16 protein-coding genes are annotated in these 24,085 nt (G+C 57.1%); 11 read left to right on the top strand and 5 right to left on the bottom strand.

From position 1 onward, the window contains the following. Window positions 1-49 precede the first annotated feature (49 nt). Window positions 50-1,075 carry a lysophospholipid acyltransferase family protein gene (locus AB1724_08930; GenBank protein ID MEW6077922.1) on the bottom strand — a complete coding sequence of 342 codons (1,026 nt, stop codon included), beginning with the start codon at window positions 1,073-1,075 and terminating at the stop codon, window positions 50-52. A gap of 557 nt (window positions 1,076-1,632) precedes the next feature. Continuing rightward, window positions 1,633-1,944 (bottom strand): hypothetical protein, encoded by a 312-nt coding sequence (locus tag AB1724_08925; protein MEW6077921.1) that lies wholly within the window; start codon window positions 1,942-1,944, stop codon window positions 1,633-1,635. Window positions 1,945-2,395: 451 nt separating this feature from the next. On the opposite strand from AB1724_08925, the gene AB1724_08920 reads away from it, so the two are divergent. The 6 genes from AB1724_08920 to AB1724_08895 all read left to right on the top strand — a co-directional run bounded on the left by AB1724_08920 (window position 2,396) and on the right by AB1724_08895 (window position 8,904). After that, on the top strand, window positions 2,396-2,980 hold the full coding sequence (locus AB1724_08920) for a chalcone isomerase family protein (protein MEW6077920.1): 585 nt from the start codon (window positions 2,396-2,398) through the stop codon (window positions 2,978-2,980). Next, window positions 2,977-4,347 (top strand): MFS transporter, encoded by a 1,371-nt coding sequence (locus AB1724_08915; protein ID MEW6077919.1) that lies wholly within the window; start codon window positions 2,977-2,979, stop codon window positions 4,345-4,347. The genes AB1724_08920 and AB1724_08915 overlap by 4 nt, the downstream gene beginning before the upstream one ends. A gap of 15 nt (window positions 4,348-4,362) precedes the next feature. Next, window positions 4,363-5,151, top strand: a complete 789-nt coding sequence (locus tag AB1724_08910; GenBank protein ID MEW6077918.1) for a DUF1295 domain-containing protein — start codon at window positions 4,363-4,365, stop codon at window positions 5,149-5,151. A gap of 13 nt (window positions 5,152-5,164) precedes the next feature. After that, window positions 5,165-5,566 carry a DUF2177 family protein gene (locus AB1724_08905; GenBank protein ID MEW6077917.1) on the top strand — a complete coding sequence of 134 codons (402 nt, stop codon included), beginning with the start codon at window positions 5,165-5,167 and terminating at the stop codon, window positions 5,564-5,566. A 120-nt stretch (window positions 5,567-5,686) separates the two neighbouring features. Next, the gene (locus AB1724_08900; GenBank protein MEW6077916.1) at window positions 5,687-6,943 is read left to right on the top strand and encodes an FAD-dependent oxidoreductase; all 1,257 of its coding nucleotides are present in this window, start codon (window positions 5,687-5,689) and stop codon (window positions 6,941-6,943) included. Next, window positions 6,940-8,904, top strand: a complete 1,965-nt coding sequence (locus tag AB1724_08895) for a DUF1365 family protein (protein MEW6077915.1) — start codon at window positions 6,940-6,942, stop codon at window positions 8,902-8,904. The genes AB1724_08900 and AB1724_08895 overlap by 4 nt, the downstream gene beginning before the upstream one ends. 121 nt (window positions 8,905-9,025) lie before the next feature. Here AB1724_08895 and AB1724_08890 read toward each other — a convergent pair whose 3' ends face one another. The 3 genes from AB1724_08890 to AB1724_08880 are packed head-to-tail and all read right to left on the bottom strand — an operon-like array spanning window position 9,026 to window position 15,756. Further along, window positions 9,026-12,694: an efflux RND transporter permease subunit gene (locus AB1724_08890; GenBank protein ID MEW6077914.1), complete on the bottom strand. Its 3,669-nt coding sequence runs from the start codon at window positions 12,692-12,694 to the stop codon at window positions 9,026-9,028. A 15-nt stretch (window positions 12,695-12,709) separates the two neighbouring features. Continuing rightward, window positions 12,710-14,356 carry an efflux RND transporter periplasmic adaptor subunit gene (locus tag AB1724_08885; protein MEW6077913.1) on the bottom strand — a complete coding sequence of 549 codons (1,647 nt, stop codon included), beginning with the start codon at window positions 14,354-14,356 and terminating at the stop codon, window positions 12,710-12,712. Next, a complete protein-coding gene (locus tag AB1724_08880) occupies window positions 14,353-15,756 on the bottom strand; it encodes a TolC family protein (protein MEW6077912.1) in 1,404 nt (467 codons plus the stop codon). The genes AB1724_08885 and AB1724_08880 overlap by 4 nt, the downstream gene beginning before the upstream one ends. A gap of 452 nt (window positions 15,757-16,208) precedes the next feature. Between AB1724_08880 and malQ the strand changes: the two genes are divergently transcribed. The 5 genes from malQ to AB1724_08855 all read left to right on the top strand — a co-directional run bounded on the left by malQ (window position 16,209) and on the right by AB1724_08855 (window position 24,041). Further along, the gene (malQ, locus tag AB1724_08875; GenBank protein MEW6077911.1) at window positions 16,209-17,714 is read left to right on the top strand and encodes a 4-alpha-glucanotransferase; all 1,506 of its coding nucleotides are present in this window, start codon (window positions 16,209-16,211) and stop codon (window positions 17,712-17,714) included. After that, a complete protein-coding gene (gene glk / locus AB1724_08870; protein ID MEW6077910.1) occupies window positions 17,711-18,706 on the top strand; it encodes a glucokinase in 996 nt (331 codons plus the stop codon). The genes malQ and glk overlap by 4 nt, the downstream gene beginning before the upstream one ends. Before the next feature lie 177 nt (window positions 18,707-18,883). Beyond that, window positions 18,884-19,978, top strand: coding sequence for a calcium/proton exchanger (gene cax / locus AB1724_08865; protein MEW6077909.1), 1,095 nt, complete (start codon window positions 18,884-18,886; stop codon window positions 19,976-19,978). Between the two features lie 334 nt (window positions 19,979-20,312). Next, the gene (locus AB1724_08860; GenBank protein ID MEW6077908.1) at window positions 20,313-22,628 is read left to right on the top strand and encodes an arylsulfatase; all 2,316 of its coding nucleotides are present in this window, start codon (window positions 20,313-20,315) and stop codon (window positions 22,626-22,628) included. A 123-nt stretch (window positions 22,629-22,751) separates the two neighbouring features. Continuing rightward, complete coding sequence (locus AB1724_08855; protein MEW6077907.1) at window positions 22,752-24,041, top strand: anaerobic sulfatase maturase; 1,290 nt, start codon at window positions 22,752-22,754, stop codon at window positions 24,039-24,041. Window positions 24,042-24,085: the final 44 nt, after the last annotated feature.

Genomic DNA, 24,085 nt, shown 5'->3' with positions numbered 1-24,085 from the left:
TGCGCTGCATCCTCCGTAATTTCACGTACTGCTGAGTACGCTGCGTTCCTCAGGGCTTATGCGCCGTGGTCCAGCGGTCTACTTCCAGCCAGCGGTCAAGAAGCCATTCCTTACGTTTCGGGTGATCTCCGGGAATTTCCCGTGCTGCGATCCGGCGAAAATTCACATGAACGGTTTTACCGATCAGATCGCCCCGCCAGAACTGTCTGAAATTTACCGCTGCTTCAAAGCCGGTGTGGGCGCAGATAACGATATCTGCTTCCGGCGCCCCTTCCACCGCCGCGGAAAAGCCGCCCATCCGGGGAGGGAGCACGTTCCGCATGGCATTCACGCGTGACATGATTTCCGGCTGTTCGGTTGCGGATAGTTTTGCCCTGATTGTTTCCAGTTTGCGGGGATAAAAACGGGTGCCTTCAGGATAAATCAGCACGCCGTCCCGTTGTCCCATGCCGGTGGCAAGCTCGCGGATGCAGCTTAATTCTCTTTCCGTGTGTTGCCCGCTCCGGTCCACGAAAACATTGGGCAGACGGTTACCGACCACATCCAGGCATGGGTCCCAGAGCAATTCCCGTTTGAGCACGAACCGGAGGAGCATGCGGTGGGTGTTGGCGATAAGGACCGAAGCCAGGACCGTATCCGCCGTGCTCGCGTGGCGGATCAGCAGAATGATGGGGCCGGGAAAGGCGCATTCGATGCCTTCCACCCTGATGGACATGGAGAAGATCTTCAGGGAACTGTGGAGCAGGGCATGGGCCCAGCGGGCCTGAAGCCATGCATTCTGCCGGATAAAGCGTTCCCTGCCCAGACCCATAAAGGCCCCGCTGATGATCCATGAGAGGAAAGCGCCGGCGAGCCCCAGCATTTCACAGTTCAGGTAGAGCGTAAAAAAGAGGACGCATCTTGTTCGCGGCAGGGCCGCGCGATGGGGCAGCATCAAATCCGGTATGAGCGTGAACAGGGCGATGACGGGAAACCCCGCCGTGGCCAGGAACCATAAAGAAAAATACAGGGAAAAGGAAATCAGCCGCCGCTTCCAGATCCGAAACAATTTGGCTTCAACAGGATCGGTAATCATGACTTGTCCGTTTCTCCGAATGATTGTTTTCCGGCAAACCGGGAGAAAAAGGCGCCGGTCCGCCTGATGTATTCAAGGTATTCGGGCCGATGTTCCATAGATGGCCTGTACCAGCCTGTTTTTAATTGTGAAATCAGATGGTTTTCGGATGATGAGTATGGTACGATCATAAACCACTGACGGAAATAAGCAAGGGGAAAAGAATCAAATCCCGGAAGGAGAAGAAGTCGTTATAGACAGAAAAACTGGAAGAGGCCTTCAGAACATTCGGGATTACAGAAAACCCCGGGTTTTTGAAAACAGCGCTATTGTTGTTACCAGGACCCGAGCTTTGGCATCAGTCCGCCACACGGCGGTCCCTGCAGCCGCGGCCAAATCAACTCGCGAAATTTCCGGGCATTAAAGTGCCATTTTATCTATTTAGCCGGAAACTGGAGTCAGCACCGTATTCCCATATTCCCCTTCGACACAGTCAAAGCAGGAAGAGACGGTTTGTTCATAAAAAAAGAGCGGCGCAGGCGCCGCTCTTTTTACAAAGTCAAATTTCTACCAAGGTCTTAGCCCGGGATGGAAACCGGTGCTGCTTTCCCAATAAACTCCAGTGTTTCCTCATACTTTGACCGCATATTCACATGGCCCTGTTCAATGGCTTTTTTCTGCGGGCTCCAGTCGGACGGGCACTCGGTTTTAAGCTGTCCGATCTTTTCCTCAAGATCCTGTAAAAGGATTTTCATGTCATTAAAATTGCCAGGAACCCTCTCCTTGTCCGCACTCTTCAGCCTGTCAGCCTTTGCAACCACATCAAACAACTTGGCTTTCCAGGCCACCAGCTCCTGCCCCAAACCACTGCAAAAGTCTTTAACGTCCATTATCTCCCCTCCTGTTTAATTGTTTTTAACTCCCAATACCTTATGTATATTCTTCACAAGGTAAAAGCGATATCGATGCCGTTGATATGGCGGGCGAACCGTAAACATGATGCCAAACCATGTTTTTTCAGTGGCGCAGCGGGTTTTGGCTTTCCTCTTTTCTTTTTACATATTAAAATTGTTAACTTATTCACGGATAACCGTTTTGCAACAGGGGGGGAGCCGGGGAAGGCCGAATTCCAATGCGCTGTAAATGGCATGCATGTTACTTTTTCCAATTTACAATGTATGCCAATAAACAATGATTTGACTTGCCCATCAGGGGGATGAACAAAAACTTTTCTAAGTGTTAAAGCTGTTTTCCATTAACTGGCCGGAAGAGGGCAGCGTAACGGGAGTGACTCGTATTTAACGGATAAATTTTTGTCTCAACTGGGAGAGAATAAACACCATGCTACGACGGGTTCGGATTTTTTATCAGGCGGCAGTTACCTGGGCGATAATTCTTTCCGCTGCCACCGGTCTTTACGGCGCCCAGGTCAACGGCGCTGATTTTGAAAAAGAGGTTTACGTCAGCCAAAAGCGTCTGACTCTGAGAGGCGTTGGTCTGCTGCGTTACCTTGCGGTGATCAAAGCCTATGCCGGTGCTTTTTACCTGGAAGAGGGCCTGCCCCCAGCCAGCGCGCTGGAGAACGTGACGCGGCGGCTTGAGCTGCATTATTTCCACGCCATTCCGGCCGAAGATTTTGCAACGGCCACGACCACCATGATTGAAAAAAACGTGACGCCGGAGCAGTTTGCGCGGCTCGCCCCTTTTGTCGACCGGATGAACGCTCTTTACCGGGATGTTGCTCCCGGCGACCGTTATACAGCCACCTATATTCCCGAATCCGGCACGGAACTGGCGTTCAACGGGCAGGCATTGGGAACGGTCCCCGGCGCCGACTTTTCGCACGCGTTTTTTTCCATCTGGATCGGGGCAAACCCCATTGACAAGGGATTTCGCAACGATCTGCTGAAAGGGCTGGCACCGTGAGACATCTCACCGTTACCCGGAAACTGGCTTATTCGGCGCCGGCCTTTTCCCTGGCCGTGGTAGGAATCCCTGTCTATGTCTATCTTCCCAAATTTTATACCGACGTGGTGGGAGTTCCCATCGGCGCTCTGGGCCTGATTCTGCTGCTGGTCCGGTTGTTTGACGCCGTTACCGATCCGGTCATGGGATATATTTCCGACCGGCTGAAAACCCCCTTTGGCCGGCGCCGGCCCCTGATTGCCGCCATGGCCCTGCTTTTCAACCCGCCGTCCGGCCTGGGGACCGCGGCGGCAACCGCCTGGTTTGCCGTGATGGTGGCGGCCCTGTTTCTGTTCTGGACCGTTATCATTGTCCCGTACGAATCCCTGGGACCGGAACTGACCTATGACTATAATGAAAGGACCGCCCTGTTCGGCATGCGGGACGGCGCGCTGATTGCCGGCACCCTGGTCGCGGCCGCCTCCCCCGCCATTGTAAAGGCCCTGTGGCATATCGGGGAAACCGCCGAAGGGTCCCGCGAAGTGTTTTATGTGCTTTCCCTGCTCTACGGCCCCCTGATTCTTGCCAGTGCCGCCTGGTGCGTCTTTTCTTTCCGGGAACGCACGGCATCGCGTCCCGACGACGCCGCCCCTTTTTTTTCCGGCCTGGCATCCAGCCTGCAAAATAGGCCGTTTCGTATTCTGCTGATCAGTTATACCATCAGCGCCATCGGCAGCAACCTGCCGGCCACCCTGATCCTTTATTACGTGGAGTATGTGCTGCACTCGTCTAAGGCCGATCTTTTTCTGCTTATTTATTTTGTCACCGGCATCCTGCTGCTGCCGGTGTGGGTGGCCGGGGCCAGACGGTTTGAAAAAAAGAACATGTGGCTGGCCGCCATGGCGGTCAACACCGGCGCCTTTTTCGGTGTTTTTTTTCTGGGGCCGGGGGACGAGTGGGCCTACGGCGTCCTGGTGGCGATTTCCGGCATGGGGTTCGGCGCCAGCCTGGCCATTCCTTCGGCCATGCAGGCCGATGTCATTGATTACGACCAGATCCAGACCGGCCTTCGCCGGGAAGGGGTCTATATCGGGTTCTGGTCGGTGGCAAAAAAGCTGGCCGCGGCCGTGGGGGTAGGGGCGGGACTGGCACTTTTGGGCGTTTCCGGGTATGATCCCAGCATAAACCAATCCCAGGCCGTGGTGACCACCCTTCGCGTTCTCTACACCCTGGTCCCCTGCCTGTGCAATCTTGTCGCCATGGCCGTTGCCTGGCGCTATCCGCTGACACGGGAGGTGCATCAGCAGATTCACCGGCAGATCCAGCGCCGATTGGCCGGAGAGCCCTTTGTCGATCCGCTGGCTTCAGCCGGGAAGGCTTCAGCCTAAACACGAGGAGGTGCGATGATGGATGTCTTTGTCGATATTTTTCTGGTCAACTTGGCTGCCGCCGTGGGCCTGATGGGGGCCGGGTGGGTTTTCAGCCTGGCAAAAAAAAATGTCACCATTGCCGACTCGCTGTGGGGGCTGGGCTTTGTGCTGATCGCCTGGCTGACTTTTTTCCGCGCGGACGGCGTCCTGTTTCGCAAGGCCATGATCGCGGCCATGGTCACCATCTGGGGCCTGCGGCTGTTTATTCACCTGTCGCTTCGCAACCGGGGCAAGGGCGAGGATCCGCGGTATGCGGCGTGGCGGGCTCAGCACGGGAACAGCTTCTGGTGGGTGAGCCTGTACAAGGTGTTCCTGGTGCAGGCCCTGTTTCAATGGACCATCGCCCTGGGTGTTCAATACGGCCAGGTGGCCGCCACTCCGGCCGCGCTGACCTGGGCGGACGGCCTGGGCGCCGCCATATGGACCGCCGGCATTCTCATCGAATCGGCCGCGGACTGGCAGCTGGCCAGGTTCCTGGCTGACCCGGCCAACCGGGGCAGGATCATGAACCGGTATTTATGGAAATACAGCCGGCACCCCAACTACTTCGGCGAGTCCCTGATCTGGTGGGGCCTGTTTGTGGTGGTGCTGTCCGTGCCCTGGGGCGCCTGGACCATCATCAGCCCGGCCCTGATCACCTTTACCCTGCTGCGGCTGACCGGCGTGACCCTGATGGAACAGACCATTTTCAAGGACAACCCCGAGTATCAGGAATACGTTCGAAGAACCAGTTCGTTTATTCCCTGGTATCCAAAAGACTAAAAAGGAGACAATCATGTCGGCAGGAAAACTTTTGATGGTATACGGCGGCATGCTGGCAAGCTTTCTGGTGATCGACCTGACCTGGCTGGGCGTTGTTGCCAGAAGCATGTATCAGAAGCATCTGGGATACCTGATGGCCCCCAAAGTCAACTGGGGGGCGGCCATCGTGTTTTACCTGATTTTCGTGTTCGGCCTCTTCTTTTTTGCCGTGCTGCCGGGCATCGAAACCAGGGCGCTGGCAAAAACCCTTGTTTCAGGCTGCCTGTTCGGCGTGATCTGCTACGCCACCTATGACCTGACCAACCTGGCCACCATAAAGCAGTGGCCCCTGACCATCACCCTGATTGACATGGTCTGGGGCGCGGTGCTCAGTACCTGCGTGACCGCTACCGGTTTTGCCCTGGCAAAGATGTAATCAGTAATAGAGTCCGGCCCGGATAAAAGATGTCGGTTGACCGGAGCCCTTCATTTATAAGAACATAGACGCTGTCATTGTACGTTCGATCGTAAACCTGTCGAAACAATGGAGGCCGCCATGAAGATTGCTGTGGTAGGAGGGGGGATTTCCGGAATCCTGACGGCGTATCTGCTGCAGCAGAACCATCAGGTCGTTCTTTTTGAAAAAAACGCGTACACCGGCGGACACACCAATACGATTGTCATCCCATCGGGCCCGGACCGGGGGCTGCCGGTTGACACCGGTTTTATAGTGTTCAACGAAAAAACATACCCGGTGTTTATCCGTTTTTTAACCCGCCTGGGTGTTTCCTTCCACAAGACCGATATGTCTTTCAGCTACTGCTGTCAGCGCACCGGTCAGGTCTTTGCCAGCCGCAACCTCAACACCCTGTTCGCGCGGCGCGGCAATCTGCTGCGGCCGGGCTACTGGCTGTTTGTCCGGGGCATGGTCCGTTTTTTAGAAACCATTCGCGCTGATTACCTGTCCGGCCGCCTGCCGGATATAACGCTGGCGGCCTATTTAAAGCAGAACGGTTTTTCCGACAATGTCATGAACTGGTTCGTCGTTCCCATGGCGGCCGCCATCTGGTCGGCCTCGGACGCCCGGATCCTGGGGTTTCCGGTCCGGGCCTTCGCCCAGTTTTATGAAAATCACGGGCTGCTGACGGTCCGCAATCATCCCGCCTGGTATTTCGTGGGTGGCGGCAGTCACAACTATGTCAACGCTTTTCTGAAAAGCTTCACCGGTCAGGTGATGAACCGCCGCCCCGTCGGGCAGATCAGGCGGAACGAGGAAGGCGTGACCCTCACCATGAGCGACGGCGAGAAACTTGATTTTGAAAAGGTGGTCTTGGCCACCCATGCCGATGAAGCGCTGGCCCTTCTGTCCGATCCCACGCCGGATGAAAACCGGCTGCTGTCCGCCTGGCGGTATTCACGGAATTATACCGTGCTGCATACGGACGCCTCCCTGATGCCGCCCAACCGGGTTGCCTGGGCCTCCTGGAATTATCTGCGCGCGGCTGAAGAAGCGGGCGACCGCCCCATCACCGTTACCTATCACATGAACCGGCTGCAGAAGCTGAAAACAAACACCGACTATTTCGTGACGCTCAACCCGGTCCGGCCGATTCCCGGGCAGTGTGTCATCACGACCATCGACTATACTCACCCCATTTATGATGAGGCCGCCTTTGCCACCCAGGCCGAACTGGATACTTTAAACGACCGCTGTCACACTTTTTTCTGCGGCAGCTATTTCGGATACGGTTTTCACGAAGACGGTGCCAGGTCCGCCCTGAACGTGGGCCGGTATTTTGATGTGACCTTATGAACTCAAAAATTTATACCGGATATATCGAGCATACCCGTCATGCGCCCCGGCATCACCGCCTGCGGTACCCGCTTTATGTTTATGGCCTGGATCTGGATGAACTGCCGGCCCTGGACCGGCGCCTGCCCCTGTTCGGTTACAACCGTTTCCGGCCGTCTGCCATTTATGACCGGGATTACGGCTGTCCCGGCGACGAATCCATCAGGGAAAAACTGCTGGCCCTGCTGGAAAAAGAGGGGGTTGACCGGCCTGTCGAGCGGATCATGCTGATCACCTCGGCGCGGTATTTCAACTATGTCTTCAATCCGGTCAATTTCTATTACTGCTACGGCACCGGCGGCGAGACGGTGGCGGTCGTGGCCGAAGTAAACAACACTTTCGGCGAACGTCATTTATACGTGCTCACCAGTCAGCGCAACGACACCGGTGGGTATGCCCTCAGCTATGAAACCGCAAAAGCGTTTCATGTATCGCCCTTTAACAACCTGGAAGGAACATACCATTTTTTCTTCTCGTCCCTTGAAACCGGGCTGGACATAAAGATCGAGCTGATCCGGGACGGTGAACTGGTGTTCGAAGCTAAACTGGTGGGCAAAGCCGTTGCCCTGACGCCCGGATCCCACGCCCGAACCCTGCTGGCCCACCCGGTGGTACCGCACCTGAGCATTCCCCGGATTTACTGGCAGGCCTTCCGCCTGTCCTTTCAGAGAAAGCTCGCCTACCACCCGAAGCCCGCGCCGAAGAGCATCATGACGATTCCCAGCACCAAACCCTTTCTGCTGCAAACCCTCTGTCAGCGGATCGTTATGTCGGTGCTGAGAAAGATCAATCAGGGCCAACTGCAGATGATACTGCCCGACAGACGCCGACGGATACTCGGAACGGAAGGCTCGGGGCCGAAAGGCGTCATTGACGTCCGGGATTATCATTTTTTCCCCCGGCTGGTTTTTCAGGGTGATATCGGATTTGGCGAGGCTTACGTGGACGGGAACTGGGACAGCCCCGACCTGGCGGGCCTGTTTACGGTCCTGATCAAAAACCGCTCGGCCATCAGTGACGGCAACTGGCTGACCGCTCTGCCGTTGTTGATAAAAGAGCGGTTGGCCCATATCGCCCGAAAAAACTCCATCCCCGGCAGCCGCGAAAACATTTACCAGCATTATGACCTGGGCAACGATTTTTACGCCCTGTTCCTGGATGACAGCATGACCTATTCCTGCGCCCTGTTTCAGTCGCCGGGGGACAGTCTTGAAACCGCCCAGCAACACAAATTAAACCGTATCATCGAAAAAGCCCGCATCGGCCCGGACGATCATGTGCTGGAAATCGGCTGCGGCTGGGGCGGGTTTGCCATTGAAGCCGTTCGGCAGACCGGCTGCCGGGTAACCGGTATCACCATCTCGCAGGCCCAGCACGATCTGGCCGTCGAGCGTGTGCGGCAGGCCGGGCTTCAGGATCGGATCGACATTCAGCTGAAAGACTTCCGTCATCTGGAGGGGGCTTTTGACCGGATCGTTTCCATTGAAATGCTGGAAGCCGTGGGTGAAAAGTATATGGCCGGCTTTTTTCAGGCCTGTGACCGGCTGCTGAAAAAAGGCGGCCGGGCGGTCATCCAGACCATCACCATTCCGGACCAGCGTTATCGAGAGTATCGCCGCCAGCGGGACTGGATTCAGAAGCATATTTTCCCGGGGGGACACCTGCCCTCCCTGACCCTGATCAGCAGCATCCTGACCCGGAAAACCGGGTTTACCATCGATTACCTGGAAAACATCGGCCCCCATTACGCCATCACCCTCAATCACTGGCGTCGGCGGTTTATGGATAACGAGGCCCATGTCCGGGCATTGGGTTTTGACACCGTTTTTATCCGCAAGTGGTTTTACTACCTGGCCGTGTGTGAAGCCGGCTTTGCCAACCGCGCCCTGGGCGACCTGCAGCTGGTGCTGGTGCGGGAGTGATCTTCGCCACGCCGCTATCAGCGCTTTATGGTCATGACCGCAAAGTGTTCACGGCCGTCTTTGGATTCCAGCGTTATTCCGGTTAAAAATCGCCGTTAATGGGGTGCCTATAATTTTGACATCAATGTTTCCACCGCCATTTCCATTCTTCGACGGCAGAGAACAGGCAGGGCACGATAAAAAGCGTGATCAGCGAAACCGTCATGCCGCCGACCGATGGAATGGCCATCGGCTGCATGACATCCGACCCGCGGCCGGTGGCCCAGAAAATCGGCATCAGGCCGATGACCGTGGTGGCAATGGTCATCAGGCAGGGACGAATGCGCTTCAGGCCCGCATCGACAACGGCTTCGCGGATATCCTCCACGGAAGCCGGGGAAAGATCCTTAAATATTCCTTCCAGATAAGTGGCCATGATCACACCGTCGTCGTCCACCACGCCGAAAAGTACCAGGAATCCGACCCAGACAGCCACGGAAAGATTGGCGCCCCAGATTGCGAGCATGATAAAACCACCGGAAGCGGACACCAGCACGCCGAAGAAAATTACCGGCGCGACCCACCATCGGGCAAACCCCAGATAGAGCATCACGAACATGATGCCGAGGGTGATGGGGACAAGAATTTTCATGCGGGCCGTGGCCCTGACCTGGTTTTCGAACTGGCCGGACCATTCCCAGTAGTAACCGGCGGGCAGGACCAGCCGCCCATTCCGGACCGCCTGCTGGAGCAGCGCCTCGGCATCCTGGACAACCGAGACTTCATCGCGGTCGCGGGTGTTCATCGTCACATAGCCGACCAGCAGGCCGCGTTCACCCTTGATTTCCTGGGGGCCGAGAACGGTTTTGATGGCGGCAAGCTGGGCGAGCGGCACCTGCGCGCCGGTGGAGGAGGGGATACTGATCCGTTCGATGGCGGCCAGGTCTTCCCGGAAATCGCGCAGCAACCGGACGCGGATCGGGTAGCGCTCGCGGCCCTCCACCGAATCCATGATATTTACGCCGCCCAGGGCGGTTTCGATAACGTCCTGCACGTCGCGGATGTTAACGCCGTAGCGGGCGATGCGATCGCGGTCGATCTCGATCTGGAGATAGGGCTTGCCCACGATGCGGTCGGCGACGATGTCCGTCGCGCCGGGAACCCCGCGAAGAAGCTGTTCCATCTTAAGGCCGATGCGTTCGATCTCGCGCAGGTCGCTGCCGTAGATTTTGACGCCCATCATGGCGCGAAAACCGGTCTGCAGCATCACCAGGCGCGTCTGGATCGGCTGGAGCCAGGTGGGCAGCACGCCCGGAATGGCGGTGCGTTCCTGCAGCTCGGCGAGAATCTCCTTTTTCAGGATGCGGCGTTCCTCAGGCCAGATCCATGCCAGCGGCGCCTTGAGCCATCCAGGCCAGCCCGCGAAAAAGCGATTGACCGGAACCGTCCGCCACTGATCCTCGGGCTTGAGAATGACGACGGTTTCCATCATGCCGATGGGCGCGGGATCAAGGGCCGAATCGGCGCGTCCGATTTTGCCAACGACGCTTTCGACTTCAGGCACGCCGGCAATGGCCATGTCCTGCCTGCTGTTGACTTCCACCGCCTGGGAAAGCGAGGCCTGCGGCAGGAGTGACGGCATATAAAGGAAAGAACCTTCATCAAGGGGCGGCATGAACTCGCGCCCGATGCCGGGCAGAATGCGGCTTTCCCGAACGACGGTCAGGCCGGCCAGGGTTTCCGCTTCGCGTTCGACCGGGTCCTGCCGCCGGAAAAGCATACGGCTTCGTTCGAATCCCCTGTTGTCTTGAATCCGTTGCCAGCGGAGCTGGTCCAATTCCAGCAGGGGGCGCGTGACATCGACATCGGCCGGTGCGTACATCAGTTGCCTGAGCGCCGGAGAAGCTTTGGCGCGGGCAAACAGGTTGACCGCCCATTGCAGGGGGTAAAGGGTTTGGTGAATGCCAAGCCACACCGTAAACCCGCAGAAGAGAAGGATCAGCGGTGCAACCATGAATGTTTTTTTATGACCGAGAATCCATCGCAGAGACGGCGCATATATCCCGGCAATGATCCGTGAAACACGGTTTCTCTCAAGAGGCACGAACTTTTCGCGTGCCATGCGGAGAACGCAGAGGAAAATGCCGATTCCGATGGCGGCGGACATCAGCCAGCCGTGACCGGGCGCGGCCGCGGCGCCCCACATGAACGCGGCATGGGATGCGAATGCCGCCATTATGCCGCAAACCGCCGCCGTGATAAAGATGCTTTTCGCGCGCTGTTCCAGGGGCCGGAACAGCAGATAACAGAGGAAAGGGACGACCGTGACGGCCAGAACGACGGAAGAACCGATGGCGAAGGTCTTGGCGAAAGCCAGGGGCTTGAAGAGCTTGCCTTCCTGATCGGTAAGGAAGAACACCGGAATAAAGGAAACGATGGTGTTGCTGACGGCCGTTAAAATAGCGCCGCCGACTTCGCTTGCCCCTTCGTAAACAATTCCGAAATAGCCTTTTGTCTTTTTGTCCTCCTCCCCGGCGGAGGCGAGGTGGCGGTAAATGTTTTCCGACATGATGATGCCCATGTCGGAGATATCGCCGATGGCGATGGCCAGACCGGCCAGGGACATGATATTGCTGTCCACGCCGAAAAGATACATCAGCACAAAGGAGCTTGCCAGCGCAAGCGGCAGGGTCGGCAGAACCGTCACGGCGGTTCGCAGATGCAGCAGGAAGAAGATAACCACCAGGCTTGCCAGAACGGCTTCCTCCAGGAGCGCTTGCTTCAGTGTAACAAGGGTTTCCTCGACGATGGTGGTGCGGTCATAGAACGGCACGACCCTGACCTTGGAAACACGTCCGCCGCCAAGTGCTTTCGACGGAAGGCCGGGTTCAAGCTGCGCGATTTTTCCCTTCACGCGTCGAACCACTTCCCTCGGGTTTTCACCGTAACGCATGAGGACCACGCCGCCCACGGCCTCCATGCCGGCCTTGTCCAGGGCGCCGCGCCTGAAATCCGGCCCCATCTGTACCGTGGCAACGTTTCGTACAAAGACCGGCGTGCCGCCTTGCTGGCGGATGACGATTTTTTCCAGGTCTTCAATGGTTTTGACAAAGCCCACCCCCCGGATGAAGAACTCCGAGCCGCCGTTTTCCACCACCTTCGCCCCGACGTCGATATTGCTTTTGCGTACGGCTTCCAGCACCTCCATGAGCGTCACCCGGTGAGCCCGCATCTTGTCCGGATGGAGATCGATCTGATACTGCTTGACGAAACCGCCGATACCCGCCACCTCGCTCACGCCGTCCACCGACTGAAGCTGGTAGCGGATGTACCAGTCCTGAATCGAACGCAGCTCGGCCAGATCGAAGCCTTCGCCCTCGACGGTGTACCAGTAGACCTGGCCCAGGGCCGTGGCGTCCGGGCCGAGGACGGGCATGACGCCCATGGGCAACCGCTGCTGGGCCACGTTCATGCGTTCGAGCACCCGCGAGCGGGCCCAGTAATAATCCACCTCATCCTTGAAAATCACGAACACCATGGCAAAGCCGAAACCCGACATGGAGCGGATGGCTTTCACGCCCGGCGTGCCCGTCAGGCTGGTCGTGAGCGGGTAGGTCACCTGGTCGTCCACGTCCTGCGGACTGCGTCCCGGCCAGTCCGCGTAAACAATGACCTGTTTTTCGCCGATGTCCGGGAGGGCGTCCACCGGCGTATGCATGATTGCCCAGTATCCCGCGCCGGAGAGCGCGGCGGTCAGGAGCAGCATCAGAAAGGTGTTTTTCAAACACCAGCGGATAAGCGCATTCACCATGATCCACTCTCCCGGTTAATGATTGTGGCCGGCGGCGGATGAATCCGCCGGAGTTTCAACCGTTGCCGGTTCGGCTGGCGTATCGGCGGCAGGAATGCTTTCCGGAGCGCCGTGGGCGTGCCCCATGTCCGCCTGGAGGCCGCCGGGGTAAAACAGGCTGGGGTGACCAGTTACCTGGAACTGGCTGTCGATGAGAAAACCGCCGCGCGCCGCCACACGCTCGCCCTCGGTCAACCCCTTTAATACCGGGAAGAAGTCACCACTGCGCGGGCCGAGCGTAACCTCGCGCGGCTCAAAGACGCCGCGGTCCTTTTCCACATAAACGATTCGCCGCGAACCGCTGTCCAGAACGGCGCTATTGGGCACGGCAAGCAGGCCTTTTTTTCGGGCATCGTCCGATTTCGGGGGTGCTGCTGTTCTTTCAAGCTTCATCTGGCAGACCGGACAGTTGCCGGGGGCATCATATGTTTTCCCGTCTTCACATTTCATTGGGCAGGCATAGACCTCCGTTTGCGACGGCTCGGCCGCGCGACCTTCATGCGCCGCATGCATTTCCCCGCCGGGTATCTGTTCCAGGGCCATGCCGCACATGGGGCATGAGCCGGTGACATCCTGAATAACCTGCGGATGCATCGGGCAGGTGAATTTTCCTTCCACGCCCGTTGGAGCGGCCCGTCCGCCGGAGTCCAGCGGCGCCCTGATGACCGCGCTGACGAACATGCCGGGCTTGAGATCGTGTCTTTTGTTTTCCACATGGACCGGGACGCGGACCGTACGGGTATTCTCGTTGAGCACCGGCTCCACGAAGGTGACCATGCCGGTGAACGTCCGGCCCGGATAGGCCTCGGCGGTAAGTGCAACCGTCTGACCGTAACGAATCCAGGCAAGGTCAAATTCGTAAATGTCCAGATAGGCCCAGACTGTGTCCAGGTTGGCGATGCGGTAGAGAGCATCGCCGGCCTTGAAGGCGCTGTTTTCAACGATCGTTTTTTCGATGACCGTACCCGTGATGGGCGAATAAAGGGTCGCCCGTTCGGCAACCTTGCGGGAGTCGGCAAGCTGTTTGATCTGCTCCCCGGTGAGTCCCCAGCGGCGCAGCTTGAGCCTGGCGGTTTCCGCCAGAGATCCGTCGCCGCTCTGCATGGCGATGAGCAACTCCTGCTGACCGACAAGCAGTTCCGGACTGTAGATCTCCACCAGGTGATCGCCGGCCTCGATATCCACGCCCGTGATATTGACAAACAATTTTTCGGCATAGCCATCTATGCGGGCAGTGACTGTCGCGAGGGAGGCTTCGTTGTATTGAACCTTGCCGACGGCCCGCAGATTGTGGGTCAGTTCATGATAGGCAACGGGGACCGTATCCACGGCAGCCATGGCAAGGGCGTGACTGGACAGACTCAGGGAGGGTGTGACGCCTTCCGATGGTGGTGCGCTGTCCGCAGGGATCAGGGGCATTTCACAGATCGGGCATTTGCCGGGTTTGTTCAGGCGAACCTGTGGGTGCATGGAACAGGTGTAAACCTGGGGCGAGGCTTCAATCCTTTTTCCCTCCGTGGAAACGGCCATGGGCCGGTGAGTCCCGCGGCCGAGGAAGAAACCGGCAAAAGCGGCGATCAACAGGAGCGCGACGGCGGCCGTAATAACGATGAAACGTTTCATCGGGAATCCTCCTTCGTATTTTGGTGATCAGAATTCTCCTCGGAATGCTGCAACGGGTCGCCCGGCGGTGGCGTGCCGGCAATTAAAAGCGAGAGGTTTGCCAGCGACAGCTCCCGTTGCGTGCGGGCCTCGATGAGCGCGGTATCGAACATCAGCAGTTGGCGGTGGCTTTCGATCACATCGAAAAAAGCAGACCTGCCGCTTGCATATCCGGCGCGGGCCGCCTCAAGCGACTGCCGCCCCTTGGGAATGAGGCGGTTCTCCAAAAGATCTGCGTTGCGGACACTCTCGCGATGCATGTAAAGCATCGCGGCAAGCTCTGCCGCGATTCGCACCTGTTCACCGTCAAGGCGCGCCTCGGCGGCGCGCTTGCCTGCCTGGGCAGCCGCTATTTCCGCTGCGATCCGGTCGCGCCAGACAGGCAGGCTGATGCCAGCCGACGGCCGCCACATGACCGGGTCGGGCTTCACATCAACTTCTAAACCGATCGAAAAATCCGGCACGCCGGCCTTGCGCGCCAGATCAAGCATGGCTTGCGCCCTTTTTATGTCCGCCGCCATCTGTTGAATGGCCGGGTTCTGCCGCAGGGCGGTTTCCAGAATGCCTTCACTGTCAGGTGTCTCCCCGGAGAGGGTGAAGACCGAGGGCGTGGGCGGAATGCTGTCTCCGGGGCCCAGGCCGAGAGCGGCTTTGAATTCGGCCAGCAGCATGCCACGTGAATCTTCCAGATTCTCGATCCGGGTTCTGAGCTGTTCCTGTTCGATCTGCGCCCGCAATACATCCTGAAGCATGGCGCGTCCGGCGGCATTCTGCTGCCGGGCCAGCTGTTCCAGGTCATCAAGCAGCTTGAGCGTATCCCGCTGGACGTGGATGTTTTCTTCCAGGAAGGCAAGCCGGTAATAAGCGCTTTTGACGGCAAAGGCAATGCGGAGAACTTCCGCTTCAAATGCGGCGTAACGCACCCGGCTTTCGGCGGCGGCCGCCTCGCCGGCCGCGCGCAGCTTCCCGGGGCCGGGCAGATCCAGCATCAGACCCGCCATGAGAGAGGAAATCATATCGGCGATGTCCGCCTGGAAGGTCAGGCGCGGGTCCGGAAGGGAACGGGCCACAGAGATCTGCTCCACGCTCGCGGCCCATTCGTAATAGGCCGCTTCGACGGCAGGATTGTTGAGTATCGCGAAACGCAGATAATCGTCTATCCCGGACCGGGTGCTTAGAACCGGCAGATCTGGTTTGGCGTCTCCCGGCCGATAGCGCGAAGCAACCGCGCTGAAATCGCTGCGGATGGTTTTTTCAACCGGAACGGGCCGGCCAGCGCATGCCATAATCAATGATGCAAAAACGGCAGCAATAGTAAATTGTATCACCCCGGATAAAATAAGTTTCAGGCTATAATTCATGGTTTTCTCCGTCCGGCAAATATTTCCATAATTAAAAGACAGGGTTAGTTTGCGCGGATGCAAGGTTCAACGATTTTCCCCCGTGTGATTTTTTAAATTTCACATATTGCGATGTAAATGACAAGCGACAGTATCTGTCTTTTCCATTTTCGTTTCTGCAATTCCGGATGAGAATAATCCACCTTTCGGCCCTCGTTGTATAATCTGTCGAACAGATCGTATTTATTGGTTCGCTCGAGAATTCTAAGAAAGCGCGATTGAAGCTGTTCCATTGCAAGGATTTGTTTCATGGGGGCAGGGAAACGATAACGCCAGGCAGACGGCGAAGAATATCGTGGGCTGGATCGATCTTGTTGTCTGCCGCGGCCAAATCAACTCGTGAAATTTCCGGATAAACCGGTATAATAATGAAAACCGGTTGCGGAACGAACCTTTTTCCCGGAGAGGCGAAAATGAACCAGAGAGGATCCGGCCTGCTGCTTCACATCACGTCGCTGCCCTCGGCCTGCGGCATCGGTGACCTGGGGCCGGAGGCATACCGGTTCGCGGATTTCCTGGCAAAAGCCGGGCAGCGATACTGGCAGATCCTGCCCTTCAACCCCGTCGACCCGCTCCATGGAAATTCCCCCTACAGCAGCCCGTCCGCTTTTGCCGGCAACACCTCCCTTATCAGCCCGGAACTGCTGGTGCAGGAAGGCTTTCTCGCCGCAAAGGACATGACGCCCCGGCCCCGGTTTCCGCGGGGCCGATGTGATTTCGCGGGGGCGGTCCGTTACCGGAACCGGCTGCTGGAAAACGCCTGGAAAAAATTTAACCGGCAAAGCAGGGGGCGCCGGGCGTTTGACGCGTTTTGCGGCGAACAGGCGCCATGGCTTGAGGATTTTGCGCTGTTTGTGACCCTGAAACATCATTTCCGGGGAAAACCCTGGAACCAGTGGCCGGAAGCGATCAGGGACAGAAATCCAAAGGAGATGAGGGCTCTCCGGAAGAAAATTTCCCCCCGCATCCGCAGGGAGAAATTCTGCCAGTATCTTTTTTTCCGCCAGTGGCAGGCGCTGGCGGCATACTGCCGGACAAAGGATGTGCGCCTGATTGGAGACATCCCCATTTACGTCGGCGCAGACAGCGCCGATACCTGGGCAAACCCCGGCCTGTTCAAGCTGGATGAGCAGGGCCGGCCGATGGTAGTGTCCGGCGTCCCGCCCGATTATTTCTGCCAGACCGGCCAGCTGTGGAACAACCCGGTTTATGACTGGGCGGCGCATTCAAAAACCCGCTACCGGTGGTGGCTCGACCGGATGGGGCATCATTTCCGCCTGTTTGACCTGGTTCGGATCGACCATTTCCGGGGGCTGGTCGCCTGCTGGGAGGTCCCGGCCGGGGAAAAGACCGCCGTTAACGGGAAATGGGTCAAAGCCCCGGCCGGGGATCTCCTGCGCGCGGCCAAAGAAAAGTTTTCGCGCCTTCCCCTGATCGCCGAGGACCTGGGCTTCATCACCCCGGATGTGCGGAAAATCATGGCGCGGTACCGGCTTCCCGGGATGAAAATCCTGCAGTTCGCCTTTACCGGGAGGAACGCGGAGCCTTCATTTCTCCCCCATGCCTATGAAAAGAATTGCTTTGCTTATACCGGGACCCATGACAATAATACGGTTCGCGGGTGGTTCGAAGAAGAGGCCACGGCCGGAGACCGGAAAATGTTTTTCCGCTATGCCGGCCGGAAAGTGCCCGGGAAGGAAATCCACTGGGCCTTTATCCGCCTGGCCATGATGTCGGCGGCCGACACGGTCATCCTGCCGGTCCAGGACGTGCTGGGACTCGGCGCCGGGGCCCGCATGAACACGCCCGCCGTGGCCCGCGGCAACTGGGAGTGGCGGCTTGCGCCCGGACAGGTCACGGCCGCTGCGGCGGACAGGCTGCGGGAAATGACGGAAATCTACGGGAGGAATGCCGGATGAACGGAGAGGGAAAAGAGATGATCCTGGTCGGCGACATCGGCGGGACCAATACCCGTCTGGCGGTCATGGAGATGGACCGGGACCGGTTCCGGTTTGTCGCGGAGCAGCGGTTCTCCAGCCGGGAAGAGACCGGCCTGGAGAGCGTCCTTGACCGGTTTCTGGCGGGTTCTTCCCATGCCGTCACCAGGGCCTGCTTCGGCGTGGCCGGACCCGTCTGTTCCGGGCGCTGCGAAACCGTCAATCTCCCCTGGGTGATCGACGCCCGGCAGATCGCCCGCAAGCTCGGTCTTCCCCAAGTGGGCCTGATCAATGACCTGGAAGCCAATGCCTGGGGGATCGGCGAACTCGAGGACGCCGATATCGAGGTCCTCAACCCGGGGACCGAAGACCCCCGGGGCAACCGGGCGGTCGTCTCCGCCGGCACCGGCCTGGGAGAGGCCGTCATTTTCAGGGACGAGTCCGGATCCAGGCCCATGGGGACCGAGGGCGGCCACAGTGATTTCGCCCCGCGCAATCACATCGAGATGGAACTGCTCAATTACCTGCTGAAAAAACATGGCCGGGTCAGCGTGGAACGGGTCTTGTCCGGCAGGGGCCTGTACGACCTTTATCAGTTCCTGAGAGACACCGGCAAACTCGAGGAGCCGGCCTGGCTGGCCGAGCAGGTGCGGCGGGAAGACCCGCCGGCCGTGATCAGCCGCAACGCCCTGGACGGCAAGAGCCCCATCTGCGTCCAGGCCCTGGACATGTTCGTATCGATCTACGGCGCCGAAGCCGGGAACATGGCCCTGAAAGTCATGGCCACCGGCGGGGTCTATATCGGCGGCGGCATCGCCCCCAGGATCATCGCCCGATTGAAAGAGCCGGTGTTCATGAACGCCTTCACGGCCAAGGGGCGGATGAAGCCCCTGCTGCAGTCCATGCCCGTCCGGGTGATCTTAAACCCCAAGGCCGCCCTGCTGGGTTCGGCCCGGTACGCGGCGCGGATGTGATGCCGGCGTGGCAGGGCGTATAACCTTGACACCGCAGGGGCACGGCGCGCCGCGCCCCTGCAGGGCCGAGTCTGCGCTGAATGTCCATATGAAGTCGTTATGCCGATATACCGGCACGTCATGTACAGCGGTGAAGCATCAGATCGATAGACAATAAACAGGAAAGACATTACCGCTATGCGCGAACTGTTCAAGGAAATACGCCATAATCCGTTGCTCTGGCTGCTTGCTTTTGTACCGGTGGTTTTAATGGCCCGGGAATTTTATCCCGAAGCACACCGGCTGCTGTTCGGATTATCGGTCCTGGCCATCGTTCCGCTGGCCGCCTTGTTGAGCCATGCCACCGAGTCCGTGGCCGCCAAAACCGGCGATGCGGTGGGCGGCCTGCTCAACGCCACACTGGGAAATCTGACCGAGCTGGTCATCGCGGTCACCGCCCTGAGCGCCGGGGAATACCTGCTGGTGAAGGCGTCCATTGCCGGTGCGATTGTCGCCAACACGCTGTTCATGCTGGGGGCATCGTTTTTTCTCGGCGGGCTCAAACACCATGTGCAGGAATACAACCGGACCAGCGCCCGCCTGCAGGCGGGCCTGCTCTTCCTTGCCACGGTCGCCCTCCTGATCCCTTCCGCGGTCGCCAAAGCCGATGCCGCGGGTGTCAATGAATTTACAAAGGATCTGAGCCTGGGGCTGGCACTGCTGCTCATCGCGACCTATGGCCTGAGCATGCTGTTCTCCCTTAAAACCCATCGCGAGCTGTTCGCCAGCGCGGAATCCGGAGAGGCCGATGAAACGCCATGGCCCATCGGTCTGTCACTGCTGACGCTCGCCGGCGTCACGGTGCTGGTGGCGCTGGTGAGCGAGATTTTTGTCGAATCGGTGCAGAAGGCGGCAGAGGCCTTCGGGATGACCCGTGCCTTTGTGGGGTTCATTATCGTGGCGCTGGTCGGCGGTGCGGCTGAAATGGCCTCCGCGTTTTCGGGTGCGCGTAAAAACCGCCTGGACCTGAGCGTGGGCATTGCCCTGGGCAGCGCATCGCAAATAGCGCTTTTTGTCGCACCGGTTCTGGTGCTCGCGAGTTATTTCATCGGACCGGCACCGATGGATCTGCAATTCTGGCCGGGTGCGGTGGTAATGATTCTTATCGCCACGCTGACCGCATCGCTTGTCACCAATAGCGGCCGATCGGCATGGTTTGACGGTGTGCTGGTGTTAATGGTCTACCTGATTTTCGCCATGACGCTTTACCTGCTGCCGCCTCAAGGCGCCTGAAATATAAGGACTGAAGTAAGGGTACAGCCTGTATGGTTCAATGGCCCACGATGTTTTTTAGACTTGAGAGGAATCTCCCGGGCCGATTTGCCGAGCGAGATTTCCGCGGTCTGAATTCCGGATTGCTGTCATTTGCTCCCTCAGCGTCCTTAGAGACGGAATCCATGGCCGGCGGTGAGTCGAGAATCTTTTCCGGCAATGTAGCTTTGAATTTCAATGATATTATTGATAATGTTGAATGTGGCGGTATGGGCCGGCGCCGGGCCTGACCATTGTATTCTCTAACGATATCGAATAAGGAGATGTTAACATGAAAAGGAAACAAATCCATAACATGATCGGCCTTGCGCTGGGCGCGGCCTGCGCCGCAACCGCCGGAGCCCAGACGGACTTGGATCGCACAGCGCTGCCGATCCCGGAACCCCGGTTCCCGCGCAGCAATGTGCTCGATGCCCGGAATGCCACTCCGCCGGCGCGTTTTGAAGTAACCGCCCCGGCCGGAGCGCCCAATGTGGTCGTTATTTTAATTGATGATATGGGCTTTGGCGTGTCGGAAGCGTTTGGCGGCCCTGTCAAAACGCCGACCATGGACAAGCTTGCCGACAACGGTTTGAGATTTAATCGGTTTCATACAACTGCCCTTTCTTCGCCCACACGGGTGGCCTTGCTGACCGGTTATAACCATCACAGCAACAATATGGGCGCTATTACAGAAGCTGCGACCACCTTTCCGGGAAATACCGGGGTAAGGCCTCAAACCATCACCCCAATGGCTGAAGTGCTTCGGCAGAATGGATACAATACCGCCGCCTTTGGGAAATATCATGAAACCCCGCCCTGGGAAATCTCCGTTTCAGGCCCCCAGGACCGCTGGCCGACACGTTCAGGTTTTGAGAAATTTTATGGTTTTATCGGCGGTGAAACCAATCAGTGGGCGCCGCTTATTTATGATGGGGTTACGCTGGTAGAAACACCCGAAGACCCGAACTATCACTTCACCACCGACATGACCAACCAGGCTATTTCTTGGGTTCGTTTCCAACAGGCGTTAACACCCGACAAACCATTCTTTATGTATTATGCTCCGGGTGCTACCCATGCGCCGCATCATGTTCCAAAAGAATGGATTGAAAAATACAAAGGAAAATTCGATCAGGGCTGGGATAAAATGCGTGAACTGACTCTGGAACGACAGAAAAAACGGGGAATCGTTCCCCCAGACACCAAACTGGCCCCTAAACCCGAAGCCATCAAAGACTGGGAAAAACTTTCGGCCGATGAAAAGAAATTGTTTGCCCGCCAGATGGAAGTTTATGCCGGATTTGCCGAACAAACCGATTATGAAGCGGGAAGACTCATTTCAGCGATTGAAGAACTGGGTGAACTGGACAATACGGTCATCATTTTTATTGCCGGCGATAATGGCGCCAGCGCCGAAGGCCAGATGAACGGCATGTTCAGTGAGATGACCTACTTCAGCGGGGTGCCCGAAACCGTTCCGGATATGCTGAAACATTACGACGAATGGGGCTCTGAAAGCACCTACCCGCATTTCGCTGCCGGATGGGCCGTTGCCCTGGACACGCCTTTCTCCTATACCAAGCAGGTGGCTTCCGATTTTGGTGGCACCCGAAACGGCATGATCATTCACTGGCCGGCAGGCATCAAAGCCAAAGGAGAATTGCGTTCGCAGTTCGGCCATGTCATTGATATCGCTCCAACCGTTTATGAAGTCACCAGAATACCGGCGCCCAGAATGGTCAATGGCATAGAGCAGGATCCGATTGAGGGAGTCAGCCTGGCATACACATTCAATGAATCCGGCGCGGCTGAGCGACATCAAATACAATATTTTGAAATGTTCGGCAACCGAGGCGTTTACCAGAACGGCTGGTTCGCCCGGACCATCCACAGACCGGCATGGATGCAGAAACCCCTCCATCCCCTTCAGGAAGACAAGTGGGAATTATACAATACCAATGAGGATTTCAGTCTGGCCAATAATGTGGCCGCGAAAAATCCCGATAAACTGAAGTCCATGCAGGATTCCTTTATGGCGGAAGCTGAAAAATACCATGTACTCCCTATTGATGATCGCCTGCTGGAAAGAACCAATGCCGAATTGATGGGCAGGCCAACGATTATGGGCGGCAGAAACACCATCACCTACGGCGAGGGCATGAAGGGAATGGGCGTTGATATTTTCATCGACCTGAGAAATACGGCTTACACCATCACTTCAGAAGTAGCGGTAGATGCCAACGGAAATGGTGTAATCGTATGCCAGGGCGGGCGGTTTGGCGGCCTGTCTTTCTATATGAAAAATGGAAAACCGGCTTTCACTTACAATTACCTGGGGATGGAATCAACGCAGATCATGGCTGAAAAGGCACTGGAACCGGGAAATTACAAACTGGTTTACGACTTTCAATACGATGGCGGCGGAATGGGCAAAGGCGGCGTTGGCACCATTTCAGCCAACGGGAAAAAGGTGGCGGAAAAGAGGATTGAAAAAACCCAGCCAGGGCTTTTCTCGGTTGATGATCTGGCGGATGTCGGCATCGATGACGGCACCCATGTTGCGGATTATGGCGCTTCATCCAGGTTCAATGGAAAAATCAATTATGTGACCATTGAAAGGAAGCCGTAAGGCCGTTTTTTAGATCGCCCTGGCAGAATTTTCAGATCGTTCTGTCAGGGCATCCTTTTTTACCCGATCCCAATAGCAAAAAAATGACATCTGCCGCACCGGATTGAATAAAGCAAGGCGCTTATGCCAACGGAACAAGCAAAGGAGAGCATTCGGGAACAACGCACAGGCCAGGGCCTCCACGTTGTGGCCAAGCCGGTTGGGCCGGTTTGCAATTTAAACTGCGAGTATTGCTTTTATCTGGAAAAACAGGCGCTTTTCGGTTCCACGAAAAATTTCCGGATGTCGGACGATGTCCTTTCGGCATTCATCACCCGCTATATCTCCGCCCAACCCACGCCGATGGTTGATTTCGTCTGGCAGGGCGGTGAGCCGACATTGCTGGGAATTGATTTTTTCAGGAAAGTGATCGAGTTTCAGCGGCCATTTACAGAGCTCAAGAAGATCAGCAATGCGCTACAGACCAACGGAACGCTGCTGACCGATGAGTGGTGCTCTTTTTTGAAAAAACATCATTTCATGGTCGGCATCAGCGTGGATGGCCCCGGGGAGATTCATGACCGCTATCGGCGTGATCGTGAGGGAGAGGGTTCATTTGAAAAAGTAATGCGGGGGCTGAGGCTGCTCCAGAAACATCAGGTGGATTATAATGTGATGGCCTGCGTAGCCCGTGACACGGCCCGGCATCCCCTTGCCGTTTACCGGTTTTTTAAGGATGCGGGTGTCGAATTCATTCAATTTTCACCAATCGTCGAGCGCCTGCCGGATGCAATCAGTAAAAAAGAGGGCTTGCGCTTCGCCGGACCCGCGGCGCTATATAAGGAAGAACTTCAGGCCGAGGTTTCTCCATGGTCGGTGGTTCCTGATGAATACGGCGACTTTCTGATCGCCATATATGAGGAATGGGTCCGGCACGATGTGGGCAAGGTCTTTGTGATGAATTTCGAGTGGGCGCTCAATGCCTGGATCGGTAATCCTTCCCCGGTGTGTATTCATGCCCAACAATGCGGCCGGTCTCTGGTAATAGAACATAACGGCGATGTATATGCCTGCGATCATTGTGTCTATCCCCGATATCGGCTGGGTGATATCACCATTGACCCGTTAAATGAAATGGTGGACAAATCCTTGCTCACCGGCTTTGGTGTGGACAAAGAATCCGCGCTGCCGAGATGGTGCCGGGAATGCGATGTCCTGGCCGCCTGCCAGGGGGGCTGTCCGAAACATCGTTTCGCAAAAACATATTATGGCGAGCCGGGGCTTCAATACCTCTGTAATGGATATCAGAAATTTTTTCTTCACATCCGTAAGTATTTAAAGGCGATGACACAATTGCTTGAATGCGGCCTTCCGGCTTCCCATGTGATGAACGCAATAGATGGGCCGCTGGTCATCAAGCTGGATAAAAAATGAATTTTACGCCCGTTTTATGTCGACAGCTTTCACCCCTCGGGCGA

This window comes from Thermodesulfobacteriota bacterium, from assembly GCA_040753795.1.
Taxonomy (GTDB): domain Bacteria; phylum Desulfobacterota; class Desulfobacteria; order Desulfobacterales; family Desulfosudaceae; genus JBFMDX01.
This window is presented reverse-complemented; position numbering and strand designations above follow the sequence as displayed.